Here is an 18031-nt window from a genome sequence, read left to right as displayed (position 1 = left end):
TGAAGCTTAGAACATCCTTTTTTGATGTGAATTTTTTGTGACTCTTGAACCATAAGGAAGAACTGTTACATAAAAATAGGGAGTTTATGAACAGGGTTGACAATTAATATAAAATAATATTAAATCATATAAAATGAAGTTGAGGTGCTAAATAAAGCTCCCTATTTTGATTGCGGTATGAATCATATTTGTGAACAAAAGCCAGTATAATTGAGGATAGATAATAAGCAGATATATTTAACATCTGATACAGTGCCACAGTATCCATGTTCTGTAGCATGGAAGATGCAATGGGACAAACGTATCATCAAATTCAAGTGTGTAGTAGAACAAGCAGTAGGAAGGACAAAATTTGGAAGTAATAATCCTATGCAGAAAGATGTAAAAAGATGGAAAGACATTGTTCAGCTGGCTAATAATGAAGATCAAGAACTAGTTTTTCCAGTTGTTTTATATTTGTCATCATCTAGACTTTGGAATGAAAATAGAAATTTTGGAAGTTTATCTTTGCCAGATAGAACGGATGGTTATAAAAACTGTTTAGATAAGAAACATGGAACACAATTAGTGTTTGATTATATAAAAACAATTCGAAATATTGCAAGCGAAGAAGATGGGGATATTGCATTGATGAAGAAGGATAAAACCGTTTTGCAGTTTGAATCCCTTAGCGATGGATATAGAAATGTAATAAAAATTATACTTGATATCGCGGTAAGAATGTGCATATTAAATCCATATCTTAAAGAGAATGTTTTGGAATTAACACCAGGTGTAGTAATAATTGATGAAATAGACTTAAGCTTGCATCCAACATGGCAAAGACGGATTGTAGGGATTTTAAAGGGCATTTTTCCCAAGGTGCAATTTATATGTGCTACACATTCCCCGTTTATTATTCAATCATTAGAACCAGGGGAATTAATATCTCTTGAAAACACCATTGAGGATGAATATGCTGGAAATAGTATTGAGGATATAGCTGAGGATATTATGGGAGTTCAGGTACCACAATATAGTGAAAAGAAAATAAGGATGTACAAGGCAGCAGAAGATTATTTTGCAGCTGTAAAGCGAACGACTGACCCAAAAAAATTAGAAGAATTAAAAAGTAAGGTTGACATTTTAGCAGCTGAATACAGTGATAATCCAGCTTACTTAGCACTGATTAGGCAAAAGTATTATGAAAAATTAGCCGAAATGGAGAATAATAATGAGACCAGTGAATAAAGGGAAATCTCCATATACTAGTATTGGAGATTATCATGATGCAGAACCTTTTTTAGGAAGTACAATCGGTTACTTTTGTTCATATTGTGAATTTCCAATCATTCACGTTCCTGAGGTTGAGCATAAAGAAAGTAAAAATAGTGGAGGAGCACTGACGGATTGGGACAATTTGCTCTTTGGGTGCAAATACTGCAATGCTCGAAAAAAAGAAAAAGTTAAAAAAGGAGAACATGATAAATGGATTTGGTTTTAGATAATAATCCAAGTAGAAGTAAAGGAAATACAAAAGATAAGAGATGGGAGAAAAGGCTAGAAGCGTACAATTTGGCACTTGATTCGAAAAACGACTGGTATGATATGAAGACTGGAAACTATGACAAGTGGCTTAAGCAAATGGTTATATCAGCGACTTGTATAGGTTTTTTTCAGTTTGGATGATGGTTTTTGACGGAGAAATTATTGTAAGAAAGGCGTTAATTGATGGTTTTAAAGGCACTTCGCAAGCGTGTTTTGATACATATACAAATCCAATTTTAAGAAATGCGCCAAACTTATAAGGAACTAAATAGTAATCGTTACTCATGAGTGCACATTCTGGAGGCATCGCAAAATAGATAAATTTTATCTATTTTGTGATGCCTCCCTTTCTATCTATTACTTTTTGGTAAATTTTTCAGTTCTTGAATCATATTTTTAAAGTGTCCAATGGAATAAATAAAAAAAGCACCTACAATCACAACTAAAACTATGGAGGATAGATCCAAGACAATAGATCCATTTTTAATAGCAATTCCATAAAATATTAAGACAAAGGCAGAACCAAGAAGCCAGAGGCAGGCGCTGATTACCTTTCTTCTGGCTTCCCGCATCTTTCCCTTTGGGGATTCATAATATCCTGATGATTTTCGTGCAGCTTCTTTCCAAAAGTTTCTTACAGCCATAACATAACATCCTTTCAAGTGTCTGGTCTTAAAGTTTCATGGACAAAACTCTAACATTGTCGTTAATATTGTATTAGTATAAATCATTTTCATAAAAAATAATAGAGAAATTGTATAACATCCTACGTTTTGTGGACTATTAACAAAAAATAATAGACAATTATATGTATTTTTACTATTTACTATTTGTGCAAAGTGTGCAAAAATAAACATAGGACGTTGAACATGGGATGTTTAAGGTGGGATGTTAAATGTGGGACGTTTAAAACAAGATAAAGTACACAGAATAAGGAGTGAAAAGGATGAAGGTAGGATTGGTGTATACAAGTACAACTCCAGAATTAATAGAACTAGTTGAAAGGGAAGTGAAAAGTCAGCTGGGTGAGGACGTGGAATTGTACAGCTTGCAGGACGCATCTGTTTTGTCAGAAACAAGGGAAGCAGGATATGTTACTAAAAGTGCGGCAGCAAAATTGATTAGCATGTTTATGAATGCTGTGGTAGAAGGGTGTGATGCGATACTGAATCTTTGTTCTTCTGTTGGAGAGGCAGCAGATAGTGTCCAGAATGTAGCAGATTATATTGGAGTTCCAATTGTCCGGGTGGATGAAGAAATGTGCCGCGAAGCAGTAAGAAAGGGCGTGCGTATCGGTGTTATGGCAACATTGCCTACGACACTGGAACCGACAAAAAATACAATTAAGAGGATGAGCCGTCAATGTGGTAAAAAAATAGAACTGACTGACTGCCTGGTGGAAGGTGCTTTTGGATTAAATCAAGATGAATTTAAAGCACGTATGGAGCGTAGTGCAGGAGAGATTGCAGATAAGGTTGATGTAATTGTTTTTGCACAAGGAAGTATGGCATATTGTGAAGAATATATTGCTGACAGGTACAATAAGGTTGTTTTATCTAGTCCACGATTTGGTGCAGCAGAATTGAAAAAGGCACTGATAAAAAAGGGAACTATTTCATTTTGAACCTTGCCATTTGTATGGGGAATGGTTAAGTATAAAAAACGCATAAGGAGAGGTAGACATGAGAAAAAAAATGATATCAGTAGCATTAATAGCGGTAATGAGTTTGAGTTTATTTGCTTGTGGAAGTAACAAAGAAAGCAGTAAGGAAAATCCTTCAGCATCAGAAGCTTCCGTAGATATGCCAGAGGTAACATTAAAACTGGGATTTTCTACAAATGAAGAAGATCCTCGTGCTATTGCAGCAAAAGCATTTGCAGATGAAGTAAGTGAAAAGACAGGAGGAAAGGTCACAGTTGAATTGTATCCATCAGGACAGCTAGGAGGAGATGCTGACTTGATTAATTCTATTTCGTTAGATTCTGGAACTGTTGATATTATTATTACAGATGCTTCAAATTTTGCTACTTATGAACCAAAGATGGGTATTTCGGCATTACCATTCCAGTTCAACGATTTTGATGAAGCATGGGCATTTATGGATAGTGAAATCGAGGCAGAAGCAGAAAGTGGCTTGATTGAACAAAATATGCGTGTATTAGCTCATTATTGTAATGGTTTTCGTTGTGTAACAAGCAGCAAGGGTGCCGTTGAAACTCCAGAGGATATGAAAGGTTTACTGATCCGTACACCAGAAAATCCTGTTATCATGGCAACTATGTCAGCACTTGGTGCAAATCCACAGCCATTATCCTTTAGTGAATTATATCAGGCTTTACAGCAAGGTACCTACGATGCACAGGAGAATCCGATTCCTGTTATTTATAATAACAACTTGTTTGAAGTTCAAAAATATTTATCTGTAACAAATCATATTTATTCTGGAATGTGCTTTACCATTGCAGAAAGCTCATGGAAAAAGCTCAGTACAGCAGAACAGGAAATTGTGCAGGCAGCAGCTACTGCATCTGCGGAGAAGGATCGTGAGTTAAATAAACAGCAGACAGAGGAACTAGTTTCCAAATTAGAGGAAAATGGCATGCAAATCAATAATCCAGATTTAACTCCTTTTGCAGAAACAACCGCTTCTGTTTTAACAGACAATGCAGACACTTATGGAGATTTGTTGGACAAACTGGCACAATGGAAAACGGAGTATGAGAAATAAGACATCATTTCTAAGGGGAAAGCATAACGCCTTTCCCCTATCATAAGCTGGAGAGGTTTTGCAGAAAGGGGTATAGGATATGCGCAAGCTTAGAGATTGGATTGACCGGATCTCAACAATTATATCGGCTGCCATGTGTGGAGCCATGATGATTATTCTGTTATGCAATGTTATATTACGGTATATACCTGGAGTTGGAGGTTTTAAATGGTACATGGAATCCAGTCAGTATCTGAATGTATGGGCAATGTTAATTATTGGTGCACAAATTACAGTGAGAGGTTCTCATTTACGTGTTGAAGTAATGGATGCTATTGTTTCCAAATCTCCAATTGCTAAAAAAATAGTAAAGGCAATACATGGGATTGCAATTATTACATTTTACTGTATTGCGGCCTATGCAGGATATCAATTAGCTACAAGAGCAAAGCAGGTGGTATCAACTATGCCAAGCTTTAAAATGGGTCAGGTTTATATGATGATGCCTGTTGCCTGTGTCATATGTGCGGTGGCTGCACTACTAGATATGCTGATAATTATAACAGAAAAAACAGAAGGAGGGAAAAGTGCATGATTGCTTGGTTATTAATTTCATTCTTCGTTCTGCTTTTCCTTGGTGTTCCAATTGCAATGGCGTTAGGTCTGTCAGCAATTGGAGGCATTTATTTCTTAGATGGAGGAAATACAGTAACGATTGCACAACGTATGTTTGAAGGAATGAATAGTTTTACATTACTTGCCATTCCACTTTATACGTTTGCTGGATTCACTATGAGTAAGGGTGGTATTTCCAAAAGAATTATGGATTTTTGTTATTCCATTGTTGGTCATATATATGGTGGTCTAGCTCATGTAAACGTGCTTTCTTCCATGATTTTTGCTGGTATTTCAGGTTCTGCGGTAGCAGATACAGCAGGAGTTTCTGGTATGTTTATGCCAGAGATGGTTAGAAAAGGATACTCAAAAAAGTTGACAGTAGCTGTAACCGCTATTTCCTCAACAATTGGTATTGTAATTCCCCCTTCTATTCCGATGGTAGTAATAGCAGGAATCTGTGGCATTTCTACTGGTAAGTTGTTTTTAGGAGGAATTATTCCGGGAATTTTGCTTGGTGTGGCACAAATGATTATCTCTTACTTTTTGGCAAAAAAAGAAGGAGTTCCTAAGGAGCCAGGACATTTTTCTATCAAACCTGTTCTAATTGGTTTAAAAGAGAGCTGGCCAGCACTATTAATGCCTATTATTATAGTAGGAACCATTACAACAGGAATTGTAAGTCCTACAGAGGCTGGTATTATTGCTGTAGTATATGGACTGATAGCAGGAGGTATTATTTATCGTGAATTGACGTTCAGCGATATTAAATTTGCGATTTGTGAGACAGTTCGTACAAGCGGGAAGATTTTCGTAGTAATTGGAACAGCAAAACTATATACAATTATGCTTACAACAGCTGGTTTTGATAAATGGATTGCTTCAAAGATGATGGGAATTTCCACGAATCCTACTGTAATATTGATTATCATTTTATTACTATTCTTTATTGTAACAATGTTTATGGAATCTATTGCAACACTGACGCTCTTTATGCCAATTCTGTTTCCAATTGCAATGAGTGTAGGAATTAATCCAATTGTAATGAGTGTATTAATTACAGTAGTCATTGGAGTAGGACTTGTAACGCCTCCTGTAGGTATGTGCATCTATGTTGCCTGTGACTTAATGGAGGTAAAAGTCGGAGAGGTGTTTCCAACGCTTATTCCATACCTGGCAGCAACGCTGGCATGCATCATTCTGCTGATTGCATTCCCTCAATTAATTACGATTCCCACTGCCCTGATGGGATAGTCACAGATATTTAAATCTGGTATAATTATAAATACTTTTATAGTATAATGATGCATTATACTATAAAAGTAAATTGGACAAGGGGGAAAATAAATATGTCTGAAGATATGGACAAGGAAATGAAACCAAAGCAATCAGTTGTTGACAGAGTAATGGATGGCATTATCTCTGATATTATAGAAGGAAGATTAAAACCAGGTGATCAGCTCCCTACAGAAATGGAGTTGTGCAAGCAGTTTAGTGCTGGGCGCAACTCAGTAAGAGAGGCAGTTAAAAAATTAGAAGCAAATGGTGTTGTATATATCAGAAGGGCAGATGGCACTTTTGTTAGTGAAACTTATAATAGAAAATTATTAGATCCAATGCTTTATAGTATTATCCTACAAAAAAACAGCTGGAGGGATTTTGTTGAGCTTCGTTCTGTGATTGATATTGGAACATTGAATGTAATTATTGAAGAAATGGAACCAGGAGAAAAATTTCCTGTGCTTAGGCAGATTTTAGTTAAAATGGAAGAGGAAATCTATAAAGAAAACCCATCTGTTGATACTATTATGGATTTAGACAAGCAATTTCATGAATTAATTGCATCCAAGGCTCATAATCCGCAGCTTGTAACAATAACAGAGTATATAACAAGACTTACAATACCTTCCAGAAAGCAGACTGTTTGTGAAGTATTAAAACAAGGTGATAAGGAAAATTTTATCAATCTACATAAGCAAATGCTTGAGGTAGTTGAAAATCGTCAGAAGGAAAAAATTGTGCAGACAGTTTTGGATCACTATGTGTACTGGAAATAACAGATAGGAGTATTCTAAAATGAGAAAGATTATGATTTCTGTAGCACCAGTAGCGGCAACGGATATTCTTATTAACCCGAAGGCAATTGCAAAAGATGTAATAGAGTGCTATAAGCGGGGGGCTTCTATGGTTCATCTTCATGTGCGGGATTTAAATGGAAAACTAACAGCGGATATGAGTTTGTTAGAGGAAACAATAGCTTATATCCGGGAAGGCTGTGATATTGTGATTGAAATATCTACAGGGGGTGTTTCAAACCTGACCATTGAGGAACGCTGCCAGCCATGCTATTCACCTTATGTAGAAGCAACCAGCCTAAATGTTGGTTCTGTGAATTTAGGAGATGCCGTATATCAAAATCCGATTAAGGATGTGCGCTATTGTGTGCAAAAAATAATGGAAAACAACAAAATACCTGAGATTGAAGTATTTGAATTAGGTATGATTAATACAGTTCGTGAACTGGATGACCAGTTTCATTTTATAAGACCAGTTCTTTTTGCACTTGTGTTTGGTCATGGTGGAGAGATGCCTGCAACAGTTCCAGCATTAAAGCATATGATTGATGGGGTGTATGAGAATTTCCCAAATAGAAGTGATGTCTTATGGGGCTATACCCAAGCACACAGACAGGACTGGGAGATGGTAAAGGTAGCACTGGACATGGGAGCTGCAAGTGTTAGAATTGGATTTGAAGATTCAAACTTAATTGCTCCTGGAGTAAAGGTAGATAACAATGCAGTTTTGATTTCAGAAGCAGCAGATATCATTAAATCAAAAGGCATGATGCCGATGACACCAGATGAAGTCAGGGCTATGTTAAAAATACCGCCACTGAATGAAAAAACCAGAGCAGGAGGGAGGCAGACATGGTTATACAAGGAGTAAAATATTCTTCTGATTTTGAAGCAAAGAAAGCAATCATTGAAGCTTCCAAACGGCTAAATGAAAAAGGGTATGCAATTGGCGGAGACGGAAGCCTAAGTGTACGAGTTGGCCCAAATGCAGTCTGGATTACGGTGGCAGGTGCTGACAAATGCAGACTTGCCCAAGATATGATGGTTCGCATTGATTTAAATGGAAAGCAGATGATGGGAGCGAATCAGCGCCAGCTGCCTGAAGACTTGCCAGTTCATTTAAAGGTATATGGAGAAAATGATAAAGTACAGGGGATAATCCATGCATATCCACCTATGGTAAATGTCATGGCTATTTGTGGTAAAAGTATAGAAAAAGCAGGATTTTCACCTGCTGTCAGAGCGCTGGGAAGTGCGCAGAATATTCAGGAAATGAATGGGGACAGCATAGCACAAAAAGTGGCGCTGCTTTGCAAAGCGGACAATGGCGTGCTTTTGCAAAATGATGGATGTATGTTTTGGGGAACATCGGTAATGGAGGCATTTTACCGGGTAGAAGCAGCAGAATACTATGCCAAGGTAGCATCTGAATTAGAGAATAGAGTATTCCCAACTTGTGAAAATAACGTTTTACCAGTGGAACATCATTTAAAAGGTGTTACACAGGTAATACATCCACAAAGCAAAAGTATAGAGGTTCCTATAGTTGAAAATCAGAATATCGAGATACCATTGCCAGTAAAGGATATGGTAATGCAAGAAGTTGTGAAAAGAGTAATGATGCAGATGAATAAATAGTGAAAGGACAGGATACGATGGATATCAGTTCACAGGAGATCGAGGCAATTGTAAGAAAAGTAATTGCTGGTATCAATCCAGCCACAAATGTAACACCTGACATACCAGCAATAAAGAGTCCAAAATATACAGGGGACAATGGCGTGTTTGAACGTGTAGAAGAAGCCGTAGAGGCTGCATGGAAAGCACAAAGGGACTGGGTAACAAATTATAAGGTGGAAGACAGACATAGAATTGTAGAAGCAATCAGAAGGTGTGGAAGAGATCATGTTGAAGAATGGAGCCATCTGATTGTGGAAGAAACACAGATGGGGCGTTATGAGGATAAGGTGGAAAAACATCTGGCGGTTATTAATAAAACACCAGGACCAGAATGTCTTACTACAGAGGCAATCAGTGGAGATGCAGGATTAATGATTGAAGAATACGCGCCCTTTGGAGTAATCGGATCGATTACTCCTACTACGAACCCAACAGAAACCATGATTCATAATACAATTAGTATGATTTCTGGCGGTAACTCCATTGTATTTAATGTTCACCCTAGAGCAAAAAGGGTTTGCGCTGAGTGTTTACAAGCACTGCATAAAGCAATTGTAGATGCAGGAGGACCAGCCAATTTGATTACCATGCTTCGTGAACCTACGATGGATACGGTTGATATGCTTACCTCTAATCCAAAGGTTCGTCTTATGACAGGTACAGGAGGTATGGGAATGGTAAACGCGCTGCTTCGGAGCGGGAAAAAATGTATTGGCGCCGGTGCAGGAAATCCCCCTGTTATTGTAGATGAAACGGCAGATGTGGAGCTTGCTGCAAGAAAAATATATGAAGGTGCGTCCTTTGATAATAATATTCTTTGTTTTGCAGAGAAAGAAGTGTTTGTAGTCAGCCCAAATTATGAGGGTTTTATCCACAACATACAAAAACAGGGTGCATATTTATTAAATAATTCCCAAGTAGAAGCACTTGTTAAAATTTGTCTGGAGCCAAATAAAAACCAGTCTGGTTATGAGGTGAACAAAAAGTGGGTCGGTAAGAATGCAGCACTTATTTTAGCGCAGATAGGTGTTCAAGTGGAAGATAGCTGTCGCCTTGCTGTATGTGAAGTACCAGCCGATCACCCATTTGTCTTAGTGGAGCAGATGATGCCTGTTCTTCCTATTGTAAGGTGCAGTACATTTGAAGAAGCAATGGAAAAGGCGGTAATAGCTGAACAAGGAAACAGACATACCTCTTCTATATTCAGTAAAGATGTGGATCATATGACACGTTTTGCAAGATTAATTGAAACCACAATATATGTGAAAAACAGCTGTACCAAGGCTGGGGTTGGAATTGGTGGAGAAGGCCACTGTACTATGACAATTGCAGGTCCAACAGGAGAAGGGATTACCAATGCAAAGAGTTTTTGCCGCCGCCGACGTTGCATGTTGGCAGAAGGCGGACTGCGCATTATCTAGGAGGAAAAAAATATGCTGAAAGCAATTGGATTCATTGAAACAAACGGTTTAGTAGGAAACATAGAGGCAACAGATGCTATGCTGAAGGCAGCAGATGTGGAATTTGTAGGGTCACAGACCATTGGAGCAGGGCTTGTATGCGTTGTTGTAACAGGTGAAGTAGGAGCTGTAAAGGCAGCAACAGAGGCGGGAGCAGAAGCAGCATCACGGGTAGGTGAGCTTGTTGGAGTTCATGTGATACCACGTCCCCACCCAGATTTAGAAAAAATTATGCCGCCAAAAGGACCAGCAGCGTAAGTAGAAGAAAGGAGACATCACATATGTCAGATGTTAAAATAGAATCCAGAAAATTACAGGCACTTGGAATGGTGGAAACCTACGGGTTAACAGCTAGTTATGAAGCAGCAGACGCTATGCTTAAAGCAGCAGATGTATCATTAGTTGGACAGGAAAGAATTGGAGCAGGGCTAGTTACGGTTTTTGTAGAAGGGGATGTAGGAGCTGTAAAGGCAGCTACAGAGGCTGGAAGTGAAGCAGCTTCCCGAATTGGACAGGTAGTAAGTGTACATGTAATACCACGTCCCCATGGAAGTGTGGGAGAGTGTATGCCAAAGTTAGGTTAGGAACAGGCAAAAGATGGAGGTAGCAGGATGAAAGCGATAGGATTCATTGAAACAAAAGGATTAGTAGGAAATATTGAAGCAACAGATGCTATGCTGAAGTCGGCAGACGTTGAGTTTGTTGGTTCCGATACCATTGGAGCAGGACTTACAACGGTAGTTGTAACGGGGGAAGTGGGAGCTGTAAAGGCAGCAACAGAGGCAGGCGCAGAAGCAGCATCCCGAATTGGAGAACTGGTTTGTGTACATGTAATACCTCGTCCCCATGCAGATATTGTAGGTATCTTGCCTAAAAAGGGAGCAGCGGGAAAATAAAAACCAGCAAAAGGAGTGAAGAAAATGGCAGCAAGTGAAAAAAAAGAACTAGAACCAGCAAAACCGATTAAATTGCAGGCACTTGGTATGGTAGAAACCTATGGTTTAACTGCCAGTTATGAGGCAGCCGATGCTATGCTTAAGGCAGCCGACGTTTCATTGGTGGGACAGGAAAAAATCGGAGCAGGTCTTGTAACCATATTTGTACAGGGGGATGTAGGAGCTGTAAAGGCAGCAACAGAAGCAGGCAGTGAAGCAGCCTCCCGAATTGGACAGGTAGTAAGTGTACATGTCATACCACGGCCTCATGGAAGTGTGGGAGAGTGTATGCCAAAAATTTAATTGGAGGCACTGATAAGCGGAGGAAATCATGGTGTATTATGACATTACGCAGGAACAACTGATTCAAATGGTTACGGAAGCTGTTTTACTGGAAATAAAAAAAGCAGGCAGTAATGTGGTACCAACAGGAATATCAGTCCGTCATATTCATCTGACCAGAGAGCATGTAGATTATTTTTTTGGAAGAAATTATCAGCTGACTCCAAGGAAACAGTTAAGCCAGCCAGGACAATTTGCCTGTGAAGAAACACTGGATCTGATTGGCCGCAAAGGCTCTATTAAAAAGGTTCGTATTCTTGGTCCTGAAAGAAACAAAAGCCAGGTGGAGGTGTCCATAACGGATGCAAGAATGCTAGGGATAGAAGCTGTGTTACGTTCGTCAGGCGATGTGGAGGGAACGCCAGGGATTACCCTTCGTGGACCAGAAGGATTACTGGTTCTAAATGAAGGTGTTATTGTGGCAGACCGCCATATTCATATGACCAGTGCGGATGCCAGACGGTTTGGAGTAAAAGATGGTCAGCGGGTAAGGGTACAGGTTGAAGGTCAAAAGCCAGGGATTATGGATGGAGTTGTAATTCGTGTCAGCGACAGGTATCGTTTGGATTTTCATGTGGATACCGATGATGGGAATGCATTTATGCTTAGTCAGGGACAGCTGGTTACTATTTTAAAATAGGCATACTTTAATTGTACAGGAATCTGTGCAGGAATGGAGTGAAAAATGATTCTTGGAACCGTAGTTGGAACGGTTGTATCAACCCGAAAAATGCAAAGTCTTGTTGGGTATAAGCTTTTGATGGTACAACCACTGTATGGTGGTGAGGAACGGATGCTTGTAGCGGGTGATACAATTGGAGCAGGAATTGGAGAAATGGTACTTGTTACAACGGATGAAACAACACAGCATGCAATTGAAAGGAAAGCACCTATAGATGCATTTATTGTTGGCATTGTAGATTCTCCTCCAATTCTAGGAAAGTAGCATCAGTTAATAATTGTGAAAATGTGAGGCAATCAGTATGAAAATAGTTATCATAGGCAGTATAGCAGCTGGAGTGTCAGCGGCACACAAAATAGCAGCAGGCAGTCCTGCCGTAAAGATATGTATATACGAAAAAGGAAGTTTTTATACTTGCGGAAATTGCGGACTGCCACATTATCTAAATGAGAGTATACAAGTTTTAGAAGAAGCCGTATGCTCAAAAGAAAGTGAATTAAAGGAAGAAGGTATTGAGGCTCACTTAAATCATGAAGTACTTAAAATAGACGTTGCTGCCAAACAGCTGACTGTTTATGATTTAAGTAATGACCGTACATTTACAGATTGTTATGATAAATTAATCATTGCAACAGGCTCACGTAATCTTATTCCAAATGTACCAGGAGCAGATAAGGTTGGTGTTCAGGTATTTAAAAGTGTAGAAGACTTGATTTTTCTGAAAGAATATACAAAAACACCATACGTGAAAGATATCTGTATTTTAGGTGGCAGCTATGGGGGACTTGAACTGGCAAAAGCATTTTTGAAATTAAAGAGAAATGTACGGATTGTTGAAAAAGAAAATAAACTTCTTCCGGATTTTGATGCAGAGGTTAGCGATAAAATACAAAATGAACTAATGGAGGAAGGCGTGCTTTTTTCCATGGGAGAAACGGTTCAGCGTTTTAATGGACGAACGTTTGTAGATGAGCTGGTTACTACTGGTGGAACATATAATTGTGATTTATGTATTGTTGCAATCGGAGTAAAGCCAAATAGCGAAATTGTTGCAGATACAGGCATTGCACTGGACGCAGATGGAGCTATTCTGATTGATGAGAATTTGGAAACAAGTGTTAAGGATATTTATGCGGTAGGGGATTGTGCAGCATGTAAAAAGGGAACCACCCGTACTTCTTCAATCCGGGTAGCAGATTTAGAGATTGCACGTACTGGATTAACGGAGGAAGAAGCAAAACGGGCAGGAATTCGAGTTAAGAGTGTTACTGCTAGTGGCAATGACCGGCCTGGAATATGTCCAAATCCAAATAAGGTTACGATTAAGTTAATCTATGATGCTGGAACAAGAAAAGTAATAGGTGCCCAGGCATGGGGGAAGAAAAATGCATCTGCCAGAATGAATGCCATTGCCGTTGCAATTTGTGCTGGTATGACGGTGGAGCAGCTGGGAGAAGTGGATTTTGTATATTCTTCTTCATCAAGTGCAATCTGGGATCCAGTTCAGATAGTGTGTAATGCAGCAAAATAAGGTGGGAATAAGATGGCAGAACGAATTGATGCAGTAAAGACAACCTTTTTTGGAAAAGGTGCAGTGAACATGCTAGTACCTGAGTTGAAAAAAATGGGAGTAAAGAGGGGGTTAATCGTAACGGATCCATTTCTATATGAAACGGGAGCAGCAACGCGGGTAGGGGATGTACTTCTGAAAGCGGATGTTGAGTATGCGGTCTATTATCAGGTACAGCCTAATCCTACCATAGATGTTGTAAATGAATGTATTGAAGCAGCTCGGACGTTGCAGGTAGACTTGCTTGTTGCAGTTGGAGGAGGCAGTGCAATTGATACAGCAAAGGCAGTTTCTATTGTTGTTGCCAACGGCGGCAGTGTGGAACAGTATGAAGGGATGAATAAATCTTTAAAACCAGGGCTGCCAGTGGTGGCGGTAAATACAACAGCTGGAACGGGAAGCGAATGTACAAGCTTTTATATAGTCACCGATCCTGTACGGCATAGTAAGATGGCAATGATTGATCCCAATTGTATGGTAGTGGCAGCCATCAATGATATTGATTTTATGATTTCCATGCCCCCAAAACTTACTGCGGCAACTGGCATGGATGCATTAACCCATGCGATTGAAGCAAAATTATCTCTTCGTGCAAATCCTGTAACAGATAAGGATGCAAATTGGGCGATGGAAACGATTTACCGTTTTCTGCCTGGTGCAGTAGAAAATGGATCAGACGAAGAAGCCAGAACAATGATGGCGTATGCAGAAAATGTTGCCGGAATGGCATTTAGTAATGCAGGACTTGGGATGGTTCACGCAATGGCACATGCTCTTGGAGGAAAATACAATCTCCCTCATGGTGTATGTAATGCGGTTCTTTTGCCTTATGTGCTTGCATTTAATGGAACATGTCAGGAAACAAGACAAAGATTTGTGGAAATAGCAAGAGCCTTCCAGCTTGCGGGATGGGAAGATATGACGCCAGAACAGGCATTGGATGCGGGAGTAAAGGCAATTAGTCTGTTATCAAAAAGGGTAGGAATTCCTCACAGCTTAGCAGAATTAAACGTGGTAAACCCTGTACATTTTGGAGAACTGGCAGATCTTGCTTTAAAGGATGCCTGTATTTTGGATAATTTAATTCAGCCGGATCGTCAGCAGATTATTCAGGTATATCAAAATGCTTTTCGTGGATAAGAAAAAAATAATAAAAGCCATTGTAAAACAGACAAAAAAAACTGTTTTACAATGGCTTTTTGTGGTATTATAGAAATATAATGGAGGGAAATTACCATTAGTTATCATTAGTCATGGATTTAACAGCAGTAAAAACAGTATGAAAGAGAAAGGATATATAAATCAGTTGGCACAAAGGGGATATTGTGTAGCTGCAATAGATAATAGGCTTCATGGAGATAGAGGAAAACAATCCTTTGCTGAACTCAATATATTAGAAATAAGAAAAGCGATTAAAGAAACAGCAGAAGATATTTCGGTTTTAATAGATGAGTTATCTGTTCAGGAGAATACAGATAAAAACCGAATTGCTATGATAGGCATTTCGATGGGAGGGTTTATTACATTCCAGTCATGTATTTTAGATAAAAGAATTAAAGTGGCAATTCCCATAATTAGTTCACCTTATTGGGATGATATTCCAGGTGACGTTATAATTTTGAATGATGAAACTCTGAAAGAGGAACTAATTTTATTCTCAGAAAAATATCAGCCTGCAAATTATTTAGAAAAATTTTATCCAACGGCACTTTTTATGCAGGTAGGTGAAGAAGACAAACATTCTAATGTGGATAAAGTTCTGAATTTTTATTATGATTTGAAAAAGCACTATTGTGATGCTCTGGATTAGTTGGAATTGATTAGTTATCCAAGCACAAAACATGAATGCAAAAGGGAAATGTGGGACCAGGCATTAAGTTGGTTAACTAATTTTCTGTAAATAAAGTATGTATTAAAGTAAAAGATGAGGGAGATTAATTATGTTTTGTATCAAATGTGGAAAGCAAAATCCTGACGAAGCAAAATTTTGCATAGGCTGTGGAGCAAAATTAATTCGCAGGAATGACGTACAGGAAGAAAAGCCAGATCATGAGAAATTAGCGAATGAGAAAGTAGAAAATGAGAAAGCAGAAAAGATAATTTCTAAAAAAGAATTTTCTTATAATAAAACAGCGGTCATTCTTTTATTAACAGGAATATGTTGCTCTTTGTTGTGTATTGGGATAATAGCAGCCGTATTTTCGAAGGGAAAAGTTTTAACCGATGCTTTGGGTAAAAAGACCATTGAGGAAAGTGTTCCAATTGAAAATGAACCAGAAGAACTGGAGCAGCAGGTAGCAGAGCCGATGGAAGAGGAACAGCAGGAAACAGAACAGCAGGAAATAGAACAGGCTGAGGTGGAACAAGGAGAGTTAGAACAGCAAACAGTAACACAGACATCAGATACCTGGTTCCCTGAAGGCTATGAGGATATAATCGGAGTATATAGCAGGCCGCATGATGATCGATTCGTTATGTTTCGAAAAGATAAACCAGTTTGTATCTGGAGAGATTCTTCCAGTGGAATATCAATTCGTTATGAGGTGGCACTGACAGAAGATAACTGGAAGGGAGAGGGAAGTATTCATCAAGATATGGGTGAGGATGGATATGGTGTTGACATTTCAGTGAAAGATGGTATTGCAACGGTAAGAGTAGGAGATGACAACCAGGCATCTTATGAGTTGGAAGCTCCAAGAGATGAAGCATATGATGACGTCGAGCAATTTTATCAAGATATTCAATGGATGGCAGTGCTGAATTATTAATTATTACAAGTGGAAAAAAAGGAGCAGAATAAAATGAAAAAAGGAACAATGATGTCTTTAGTAGTAAAGTTAGTAATACTGCCGATTATTGGGAGTTTTATAGGTGGAGGTGTGGCAATTGCCTATAGTGTTTTGAATAATCATACAGCAGCTCCTGTTTCAAGAACAATAACTTTGGAACCCAAAGCTCTATTAGAAAGCAGTTCAGATAATAATATAGATGGTCTTTCTCTTGAAAAAGTAATGGAAAACTGTTATTTTCATTTTCAAGGTGGCTACGTCGTAAAAGAAACAAGAATCATGGATGACGAATCATTTAAAAATTATCATTTAAGAGAAAGGATAAATCCAGATAGTAACCTATGTGCTAATGTTGCTGATGAAGAAACAATAATAAATACTAGAAAAGAAGTACTAGGGAAAGCTGTCGGTCAATTAGATGGAACGGTGGAGATTGTCCTCTTAGAGGATAGAAAAACTGGCGAGAAGTTAATTGGTTTTAAGCTTTCTGGTGGCCAGATGATTTCTGAAAAAGCGATACTTTCGGCAACCGATTGCAGTGTAGGATTCTTTTTCGATGAAATTAATTGGGCAAGTGAAAGAAATACAGAGGCATATACATATTATATGGAAGACAATTTGGTGAAAGTAGTCGGAGAATGTTCATCCTATTATTCCAATACAGGAGGAATTGCAGAGAAACTATCCTATGACATTTCCATAAGTTTTTCAGAGGATGGAATTATATATGCAGTGGGAGAAGTTACTGTTGTTGGTTATGGAAGTGAAGAAGTCGTGTATTATGTCCATACAACAGCCACAGATGCAAGAGCAGATGAATTGGCAGCTGAAAGCTATCCATTTCAACAACCTTTATTTACTTATGAAAGTGCAATTGATTTACCAACAGAAAAAATGACGGTTCAGGATTATAGTAAGGAGCAATTACGGTTGGCAGAAAGATTAGAGCAGATGCCAGTTATAGTAACAGAGGAGCCAGTAATGATAACGGAAACGCCAGTTGTTACATCAGAAGAAGAGGTCTATGAAGAGGAAGTAAGCAAAGAAGACTATGAGGATGAACTAGAAAAACAAGAGGAAGTGGAAAAAGAAAAAATGGCAGAAGAAGCAGCAGAAGCGGAAAAAGAAAAAATGACGGAAGAAGAGGCAGATAACAGCGGTAGAATTGTAAAATATGATTCTGACTGGATAAAAGCAGATGCTACCTCTGAATTGGTTGAAAAAAATATTTCCCACTCCGTATTTAATATGTTGGATGGTGATTTATCAACTGCATGGGTGGAAGGTGTAGATGGTGTCGGCGAAGGAGAATCGGTAATGTTCTATTTTAGCGAGCCAGTTAATTTGTCAAAAATTCAAATTGCAAATGGATACTTGAAATCTCAAAAAACTTATAATAATAATGGAAAAGTGAAAGAAATGATTATTAGTTTTTCAAATGGTGATTTTGTAAAGGCAGAATTGGATAATGCCTATTATTCTGGAGTAGGTTCTACGGAATACACAGATATACTTGAATGGGATGAGCCAGTTTATACGGATTATGTGGTTCTAACAATAGTAAATGCGGATAAAGGAGATAAATATTCAGATACCTGTATTTCCGAAGTTGAGTTTTATGTTTATGAGGAGTAAGTAAAGTAGTGAT

General features: G+C 38.5%; 22 protein-coding genes and 1 pseudogene. 22 read left to right on the top strand and 1 reads right to left on the bottom strand.

The genetic code is table 11. The annotated features are described in order from the left end of the window. Positions 1–210: 210 nt before the first annotated feature. Genes BM305_RS11300 through BM305_RS11290 form a run of 3 tightly spaced genes read left to right on the top strand, consistent with a single transcriptional unit; the run spans position 211 to position 1668 of the window. Positions 211–1230 carry an AAA family ATPase gene (locus BM305_RS11300; RefSeq protein WP_092560865.1) on the top strand — a complete coding sequence of 340 codons (1020 nt, stop codon included), beginning with the start codon at positions 211–213 and terminating at the stop codon, positions 1228–1230. Then, a complete protein-coding gene (locus tag BM305_RS11295) occupies positions 1214–1483 on the top strand; it encodes an HNH endonuclease signature motif containing protein (RefSeq protein WP_092560863.1) in 270 nt (89 codons plus the stop codon). The genes BM305_RS11300 and BM305_RS11295 overlap by 17 nt, the downstream gene beginning before the upstream one ends. Continuing rightward, positions 1468–1668 (top strand): hypothetical protein, encoded by a 201-nt coding sequence (locus BM305_RS11290; protein WP_092560861.1) that lies wholly within the window; start codon positions 1468–1470, stop codon positions 1666–1668. The genes BM305_RS11295 and BM305_RS11290 overlap by 16 nt, the downstream gene beginning before the upstream one ends. Before the next feature lie 209 nt (positions 1669–1877). On the opposite strand, the gene BM305_RS11285 is transcribed toward BM305_RS11290, so the two are convergent. After that, entirely contained in the window at positions 1878–2171 is a 294-nt protein-coding gene (locus tag BM305_RS11285; protein ID WP_092560859.1) for a hypothetical protein, read from the bottom strand. 302 nt (positions 2172–2473) lie between these two features. On the opposite strand from BM305_RS11285, the gene BM305_RS11280 reads away from it, so the two are divergent. The 19 genes and pseudogenes from BM305_RS11280 to BM305_RS11190 all read left to right on the top strand — a co-directional run bounded on the left by BM305_RS11280 (position 2474) and on the right by BM305_RS11190 (position 18018). Continuing rightward, entirely contained in the window at positions 2474–3151 is a 678-nt protein-coding gene (locus BM305_RS11280) for an aspartate/glutamate racemase family protein (protein WP_092560857.1), read from the top strand. A 58-nt stretch (positions 3152–3209) separates the two neighbouring features. Then, positions 3210–4256, top strand: a complete 1047-nt coding sequence (locus tag BM305_RS11275; RefSeq protein ID WP_092560855.1) for a TRAP transporter substrate-binding protein — start codon at positions 3210–3212, stop codon at positions 4254–4256. Positions 4257–4335: 79 nt separating this feature from the next. Further along, the gene (locus BM305_RS11270) at positions 4336–4830 is read left to right on the top strand and encodes a TRAP transporter small permease (RefSeq protein ID WP_092560853.1); all 495 of its coding nucleotides are present in this window, start codon (positions 4336–4338) and stop codon (positions 4828–4830) included. After that, positions 4827–6104 carry a TRAP transporter large permease gene (locus BM305_RS11265; RefSeq protein WP_092560850.1) on the top strand — a complete coding sequence of 426 codons (1278 nt, stop codon included), beginning with the start codon at positions 4827–4829 and terminating at the stop codon, positions 6102–6104. The genes BM305_RS11270 and BM305_RS11265 overlap by 4 nt, the downstream gene beginning before the upstream one ends. A 95-nt stretch (positions 6105–6199) precedes the next feature. Further along, the gene (locus tag BM305_RS11260) at positions 6200–6907 is read left to right on the top strand and encodes a FadR/GntR family transcriptional regulator (protein WP_177214695.1); all 708 of its coding nucleotides are present in this window, start codon (positions 6200–6202) and stop codon (positions 6905–6907) included. A 19-nt stretch (positions 6908–6926) separates the two neighbouring features. Beyond that, complete coding sequence (locus BM305_RS11255; protein ID WP_092560846.1) at positions 6927–7796, top strand: beta-keto acid cleavage family enzyme; 870 nt, start codon at positions 6927–6929, stop codon at positions 7794–7796. After that, positions 7778–8563, top strand: coding sequence for a class II aldolase/adducin family protein (locus tag BM305_RS11250; protein ID WP_092560844.1), 786 nt, complete (start codon positions 7778–7780; stop codon positions 8561–8563). Before BM305_RS11255 ends, BM305_RS11250 begins: the two co-directional genes overlap by 19 nt. Beyond that, a complete protein-coding gene (locus tag BM305_RS11245) occupies positions 8563–10026 on the top strand; it encodes an aldehyde dehydrogenase family protein (protein WP_242940520.1) in 1464 nt (487 codons plus the stop codon). The genes BM305_RS11250 and BM305_RS11245 overlap by 1 nt, the downstream gene beginning before the upstream one ends. Positions 10027–10038: 12 nt before the next feature. Continuing rightward, on the top strand, positions 10039–10323 hold the full coding sequence (locus BM305_RS11240; protein ID WP_092560842.1) for a BMC domain-containing protein: 285 nt from the start codon (positions 10039–10041) through the stop codon (positions 10321–10323). 23 nt (positions 10324–10346) lie between these two features. After that, positions 10347–10649 (top strand): BMC domain-containing protein, encoded by a 303-nt coding sequence (locus tag BM305_RS11235; protein WP_092560840.1) that lies wholly within the window; start codon positions 10347–10349, stop codon positions 10647–10649. Positions 10650–10676: 27 nt separating this feature from the next. Further along, entirely contained in the window at positions 10677–10961 is a 285-nt protein-coding gene (locus BM305_RS11230) for a BMC domain-containing protein (RefSeq protein ID WP_092560838.1), read from the top strand. A 24-nt stretch (positions 10962–10985) separates the two neighbouring features. Then, positions 10986–11303: a BMC domain-containing protein gene (locus tag BM305_RS11225; RefSeq protein WP_092560836.1), complete on the top strand. Its 318-nt coding sequence runs from the start codon at positions 10986–10988 to the stop codon at positions 11301–11303. Positions 11304–11331: 28 nt separating this feature from the next. Further along, a complete protein-coding gene (locus BM305_RS11220; protein WP_092560834.1) occupies positions 11332–11982 on the top strand; it encodes a phosphate propanoyltransferase in 651 nt (216 codons plus the stop codon). Positions 11983–12027: 45 nt separating this feature from the next. Beyond that, positions 12028–12288, top strand: coding sequence for a EutN/CcmL family microcompartment protein (locus BM305_RS11215; RefSeq protein WP_092560832.1), 261 nt, complete (start codon positions 12028–12030; stop codon positions 12286–12288). Positions 12289–12325: 37 nt separating this feature from the next. Beyond that, positions 12326–13555, top strand: coding sequence for an FAD-dependent oxidoreductase (locus tag BM305_RS11210; protein ID WP_092560830.1), 1230 nt, complete (start codon positions 12326–12328; stop codon positions 13553–13555). Between the two features lie 12 nt (positions 13556–13567). Beyond that, positions 13568–14734, top strand: coding sequence for an iron-containing alcohol dehydrogenase (locus BM305_RS11205; RefSeq protein ID WP_092560828.1), 1167 nt, complete (start codon positions 13568–13570; stop codon positions 14732–14734). 94 nt (positions 14735–14828) lie between these two features. Then, positions 14829–15404 (top strand): annotated as a pseudogene (locus tag BM305_RS11200) (alpha/beta hydrolase family protein); the annotation flags it as partial. A gap of 130 nt (positions 15405–15534) precedes the next feature. After that, complete coding sequence (locus tag BM305_RS11195; protein ID WP_092560824.1) at positions 15535–16362, top strand: zinc-ribbon domain-containing protein; 828 nt, start codon at positions 15535–15537, stop codon at positions 16360–16362. A gap of 33 nt (positions 16363–16395) precedes the next feature. Further along, positions 16396–18018, top strand: a complete 1623-nt coding sequence (locus BM305_RS11190) for an NADase-type glycan-binding domain-containing protein (protein ID WP_092560822.1) — start codon at positions 16396–16398, stop codon at positions 18016–18018. Positions 18019–18031 lie beyond the last annotated feature (13 nt).

The sequence above is a fragment of the Anaeromicropila populeti genome (genome assembly GCF_900112775.1).
Classification (GTDB): Bacteria; Bacillota; Clostridia; order Lachnospirales; family Lachnospiraceae; genus Anaeromicropila_A; species Anaeromicropila_A populeti.
The sequence above is the reverse complement of the archived record's forward strand: the minus strand, read 5'-3'. Positions and strand labels throughout refer to the sequence as shown.

What these genes read in the sequence shown, in the direction of transcription:
- BM305_RS11295 (WP_092560863.1), top strand. Translation starts at nt 1,214, where the DNA reads ATGAGACCAGTGAATAAAGGGAAATCTCCATATACTAGTATTGGAGAT.
- BM305_RS11290 (WP_092560861.1), top strand. Translation starts at nt 1,468, where the DNA reads ATGGATTTGGTTTTAGATAATAATCCAAGTAGAAGTAAAGGAAATACA.
- BM305_RS11285 (WP_092560859.1), bottom strand. Translation starts at nt 2,171, where the DNA reads ATGGCTGTAAGAAACTTTTGGAAAGAAGCTGCACGAAAATCATCAGGA.
- BM305_RS11280 (WP_092560857.1), top strand. Translation starts at nt 2,474, where the DNA reads ATGAAGGTAGGATTGGTGTATACAAGTACAACTCCAGAATTAATAGAA.
- BM305_RS11275 (WP_092560855.1), top strand. Translation starts at nt 3,210, where the DNA reads ATGAGAAAAAAAATGATATCAGTAGCATTAATAGCGGTAATGAGTTTG.
- BM305_RS11270 (WP_092560853.1), top strand. Translation starts at nt 4,336, where the DNA reads ATGCGCAAGCTTAGAGATTGGATTGACCGGATCTCAACAATTATATCG.
- BM305_RS11265 (WP_092560850.1), top strand. Translation starts at nt 4,827, where the DNA reads ATGATTGCTTGGTTATTAATTTCATTCTTCGTTCTGCTTTTCCTTGGT.
- BM305_RS11260 (WP_177214695.1), top strand. Translation starts at nt 6,200, where the DNA reads ATGTCTGAAGATATGGACAAGGAAATGAAACCAAAGCAATCAGTTGTT.
- BM305_RS11255 (WP_092560846.1), top strand. Translation starts at nt 6,927, where the DNA reads ATGAGAAAGATTATGATTTCTGTAGCACCAGTAGCGGCAACGGATATT.
- BM305_RS11250 (WP_092560844.1), top strand. Translation starts at nt 7,778, where the DNA reads ATGGTTATACAAGGAGTAAAATATTCTTCTGATTTTGAAGCAAAGAAA.
- BM305_RS11240 (WP_092560842.1), top strand. Translation starts at nt 10,039, where the DNA reads ATGCTGAAAGCAATTGGATTCATTGAAACAAACGGTTTAGTAGGAAAC.
- BM305_RS11235 (WP_092560840.1), top strand. Translation starts at nt 10,347, where the DNA reads ATGTCAGATGTTAAAATAGAATCCAGAAAATTACAGGCACTTGGAATG.
- BM305_RS11230 (WP_092560838.1), top strand. Translation starts at nt 10,677, where the DNA reads ATGAAAGCGATAGGATTCATTGAAACAAAAGGATTAGTAGGAAATATT.
- BM305_RS11225 (WP_092560836.1), top strand. Translation starts at nt 10,986, where the DNA reads ATGGCAGCAAGTGAAAAAAAAGAACTAGAACCAGCAAAACCGATTAAA.
- BM305_RS11220 (WP_092560834.1), top strand. Translation starts at nt 11,332, where the DNA reads ATGGTGTATTATGACATTACGCAGGAACAACTGATTCAAATGGTTACG.
- BM305_RS11215 (WP_092560832.1), top strand. Translation starts at nt 12,028, where the DNA reads ATGATTCTTGGAACCGTAGTTGGAACGGTTGTATCAACCCGAAAAATG.
- BM305_RS11210 (WP_092560830.1), top strand. Translation starts at nt 12,326, where the DNA reads ATGAAAATAGTTATCATAGGCAGTATAGCAGCTGGAGTGTCAGCGGCA.
- BM305_RS11205 (WP_092560828.1), top strand. Translation starts at nt 13,568, where the DNA reads ATGGCAGAACGAATTGATGCAGTAAAGACAACCTTTTTTGGAAAAGGT.
- BM305_RS11195 (WP_092560824.1), top strand. Translation starts at nt 15,535, where the DNA reads ATGTTTTGTATCAAATGTGGAAAGCAAAATCCTGACGAAGCAAAATTT.
- BM305_RS11190 (WP_092560822.1), top strand. Translation starts at nt 16,396, where the DNA reads ATGAAAAAAGGAACAATGATGTCTTTAGTAGTAAAGTTAGTAATACTG.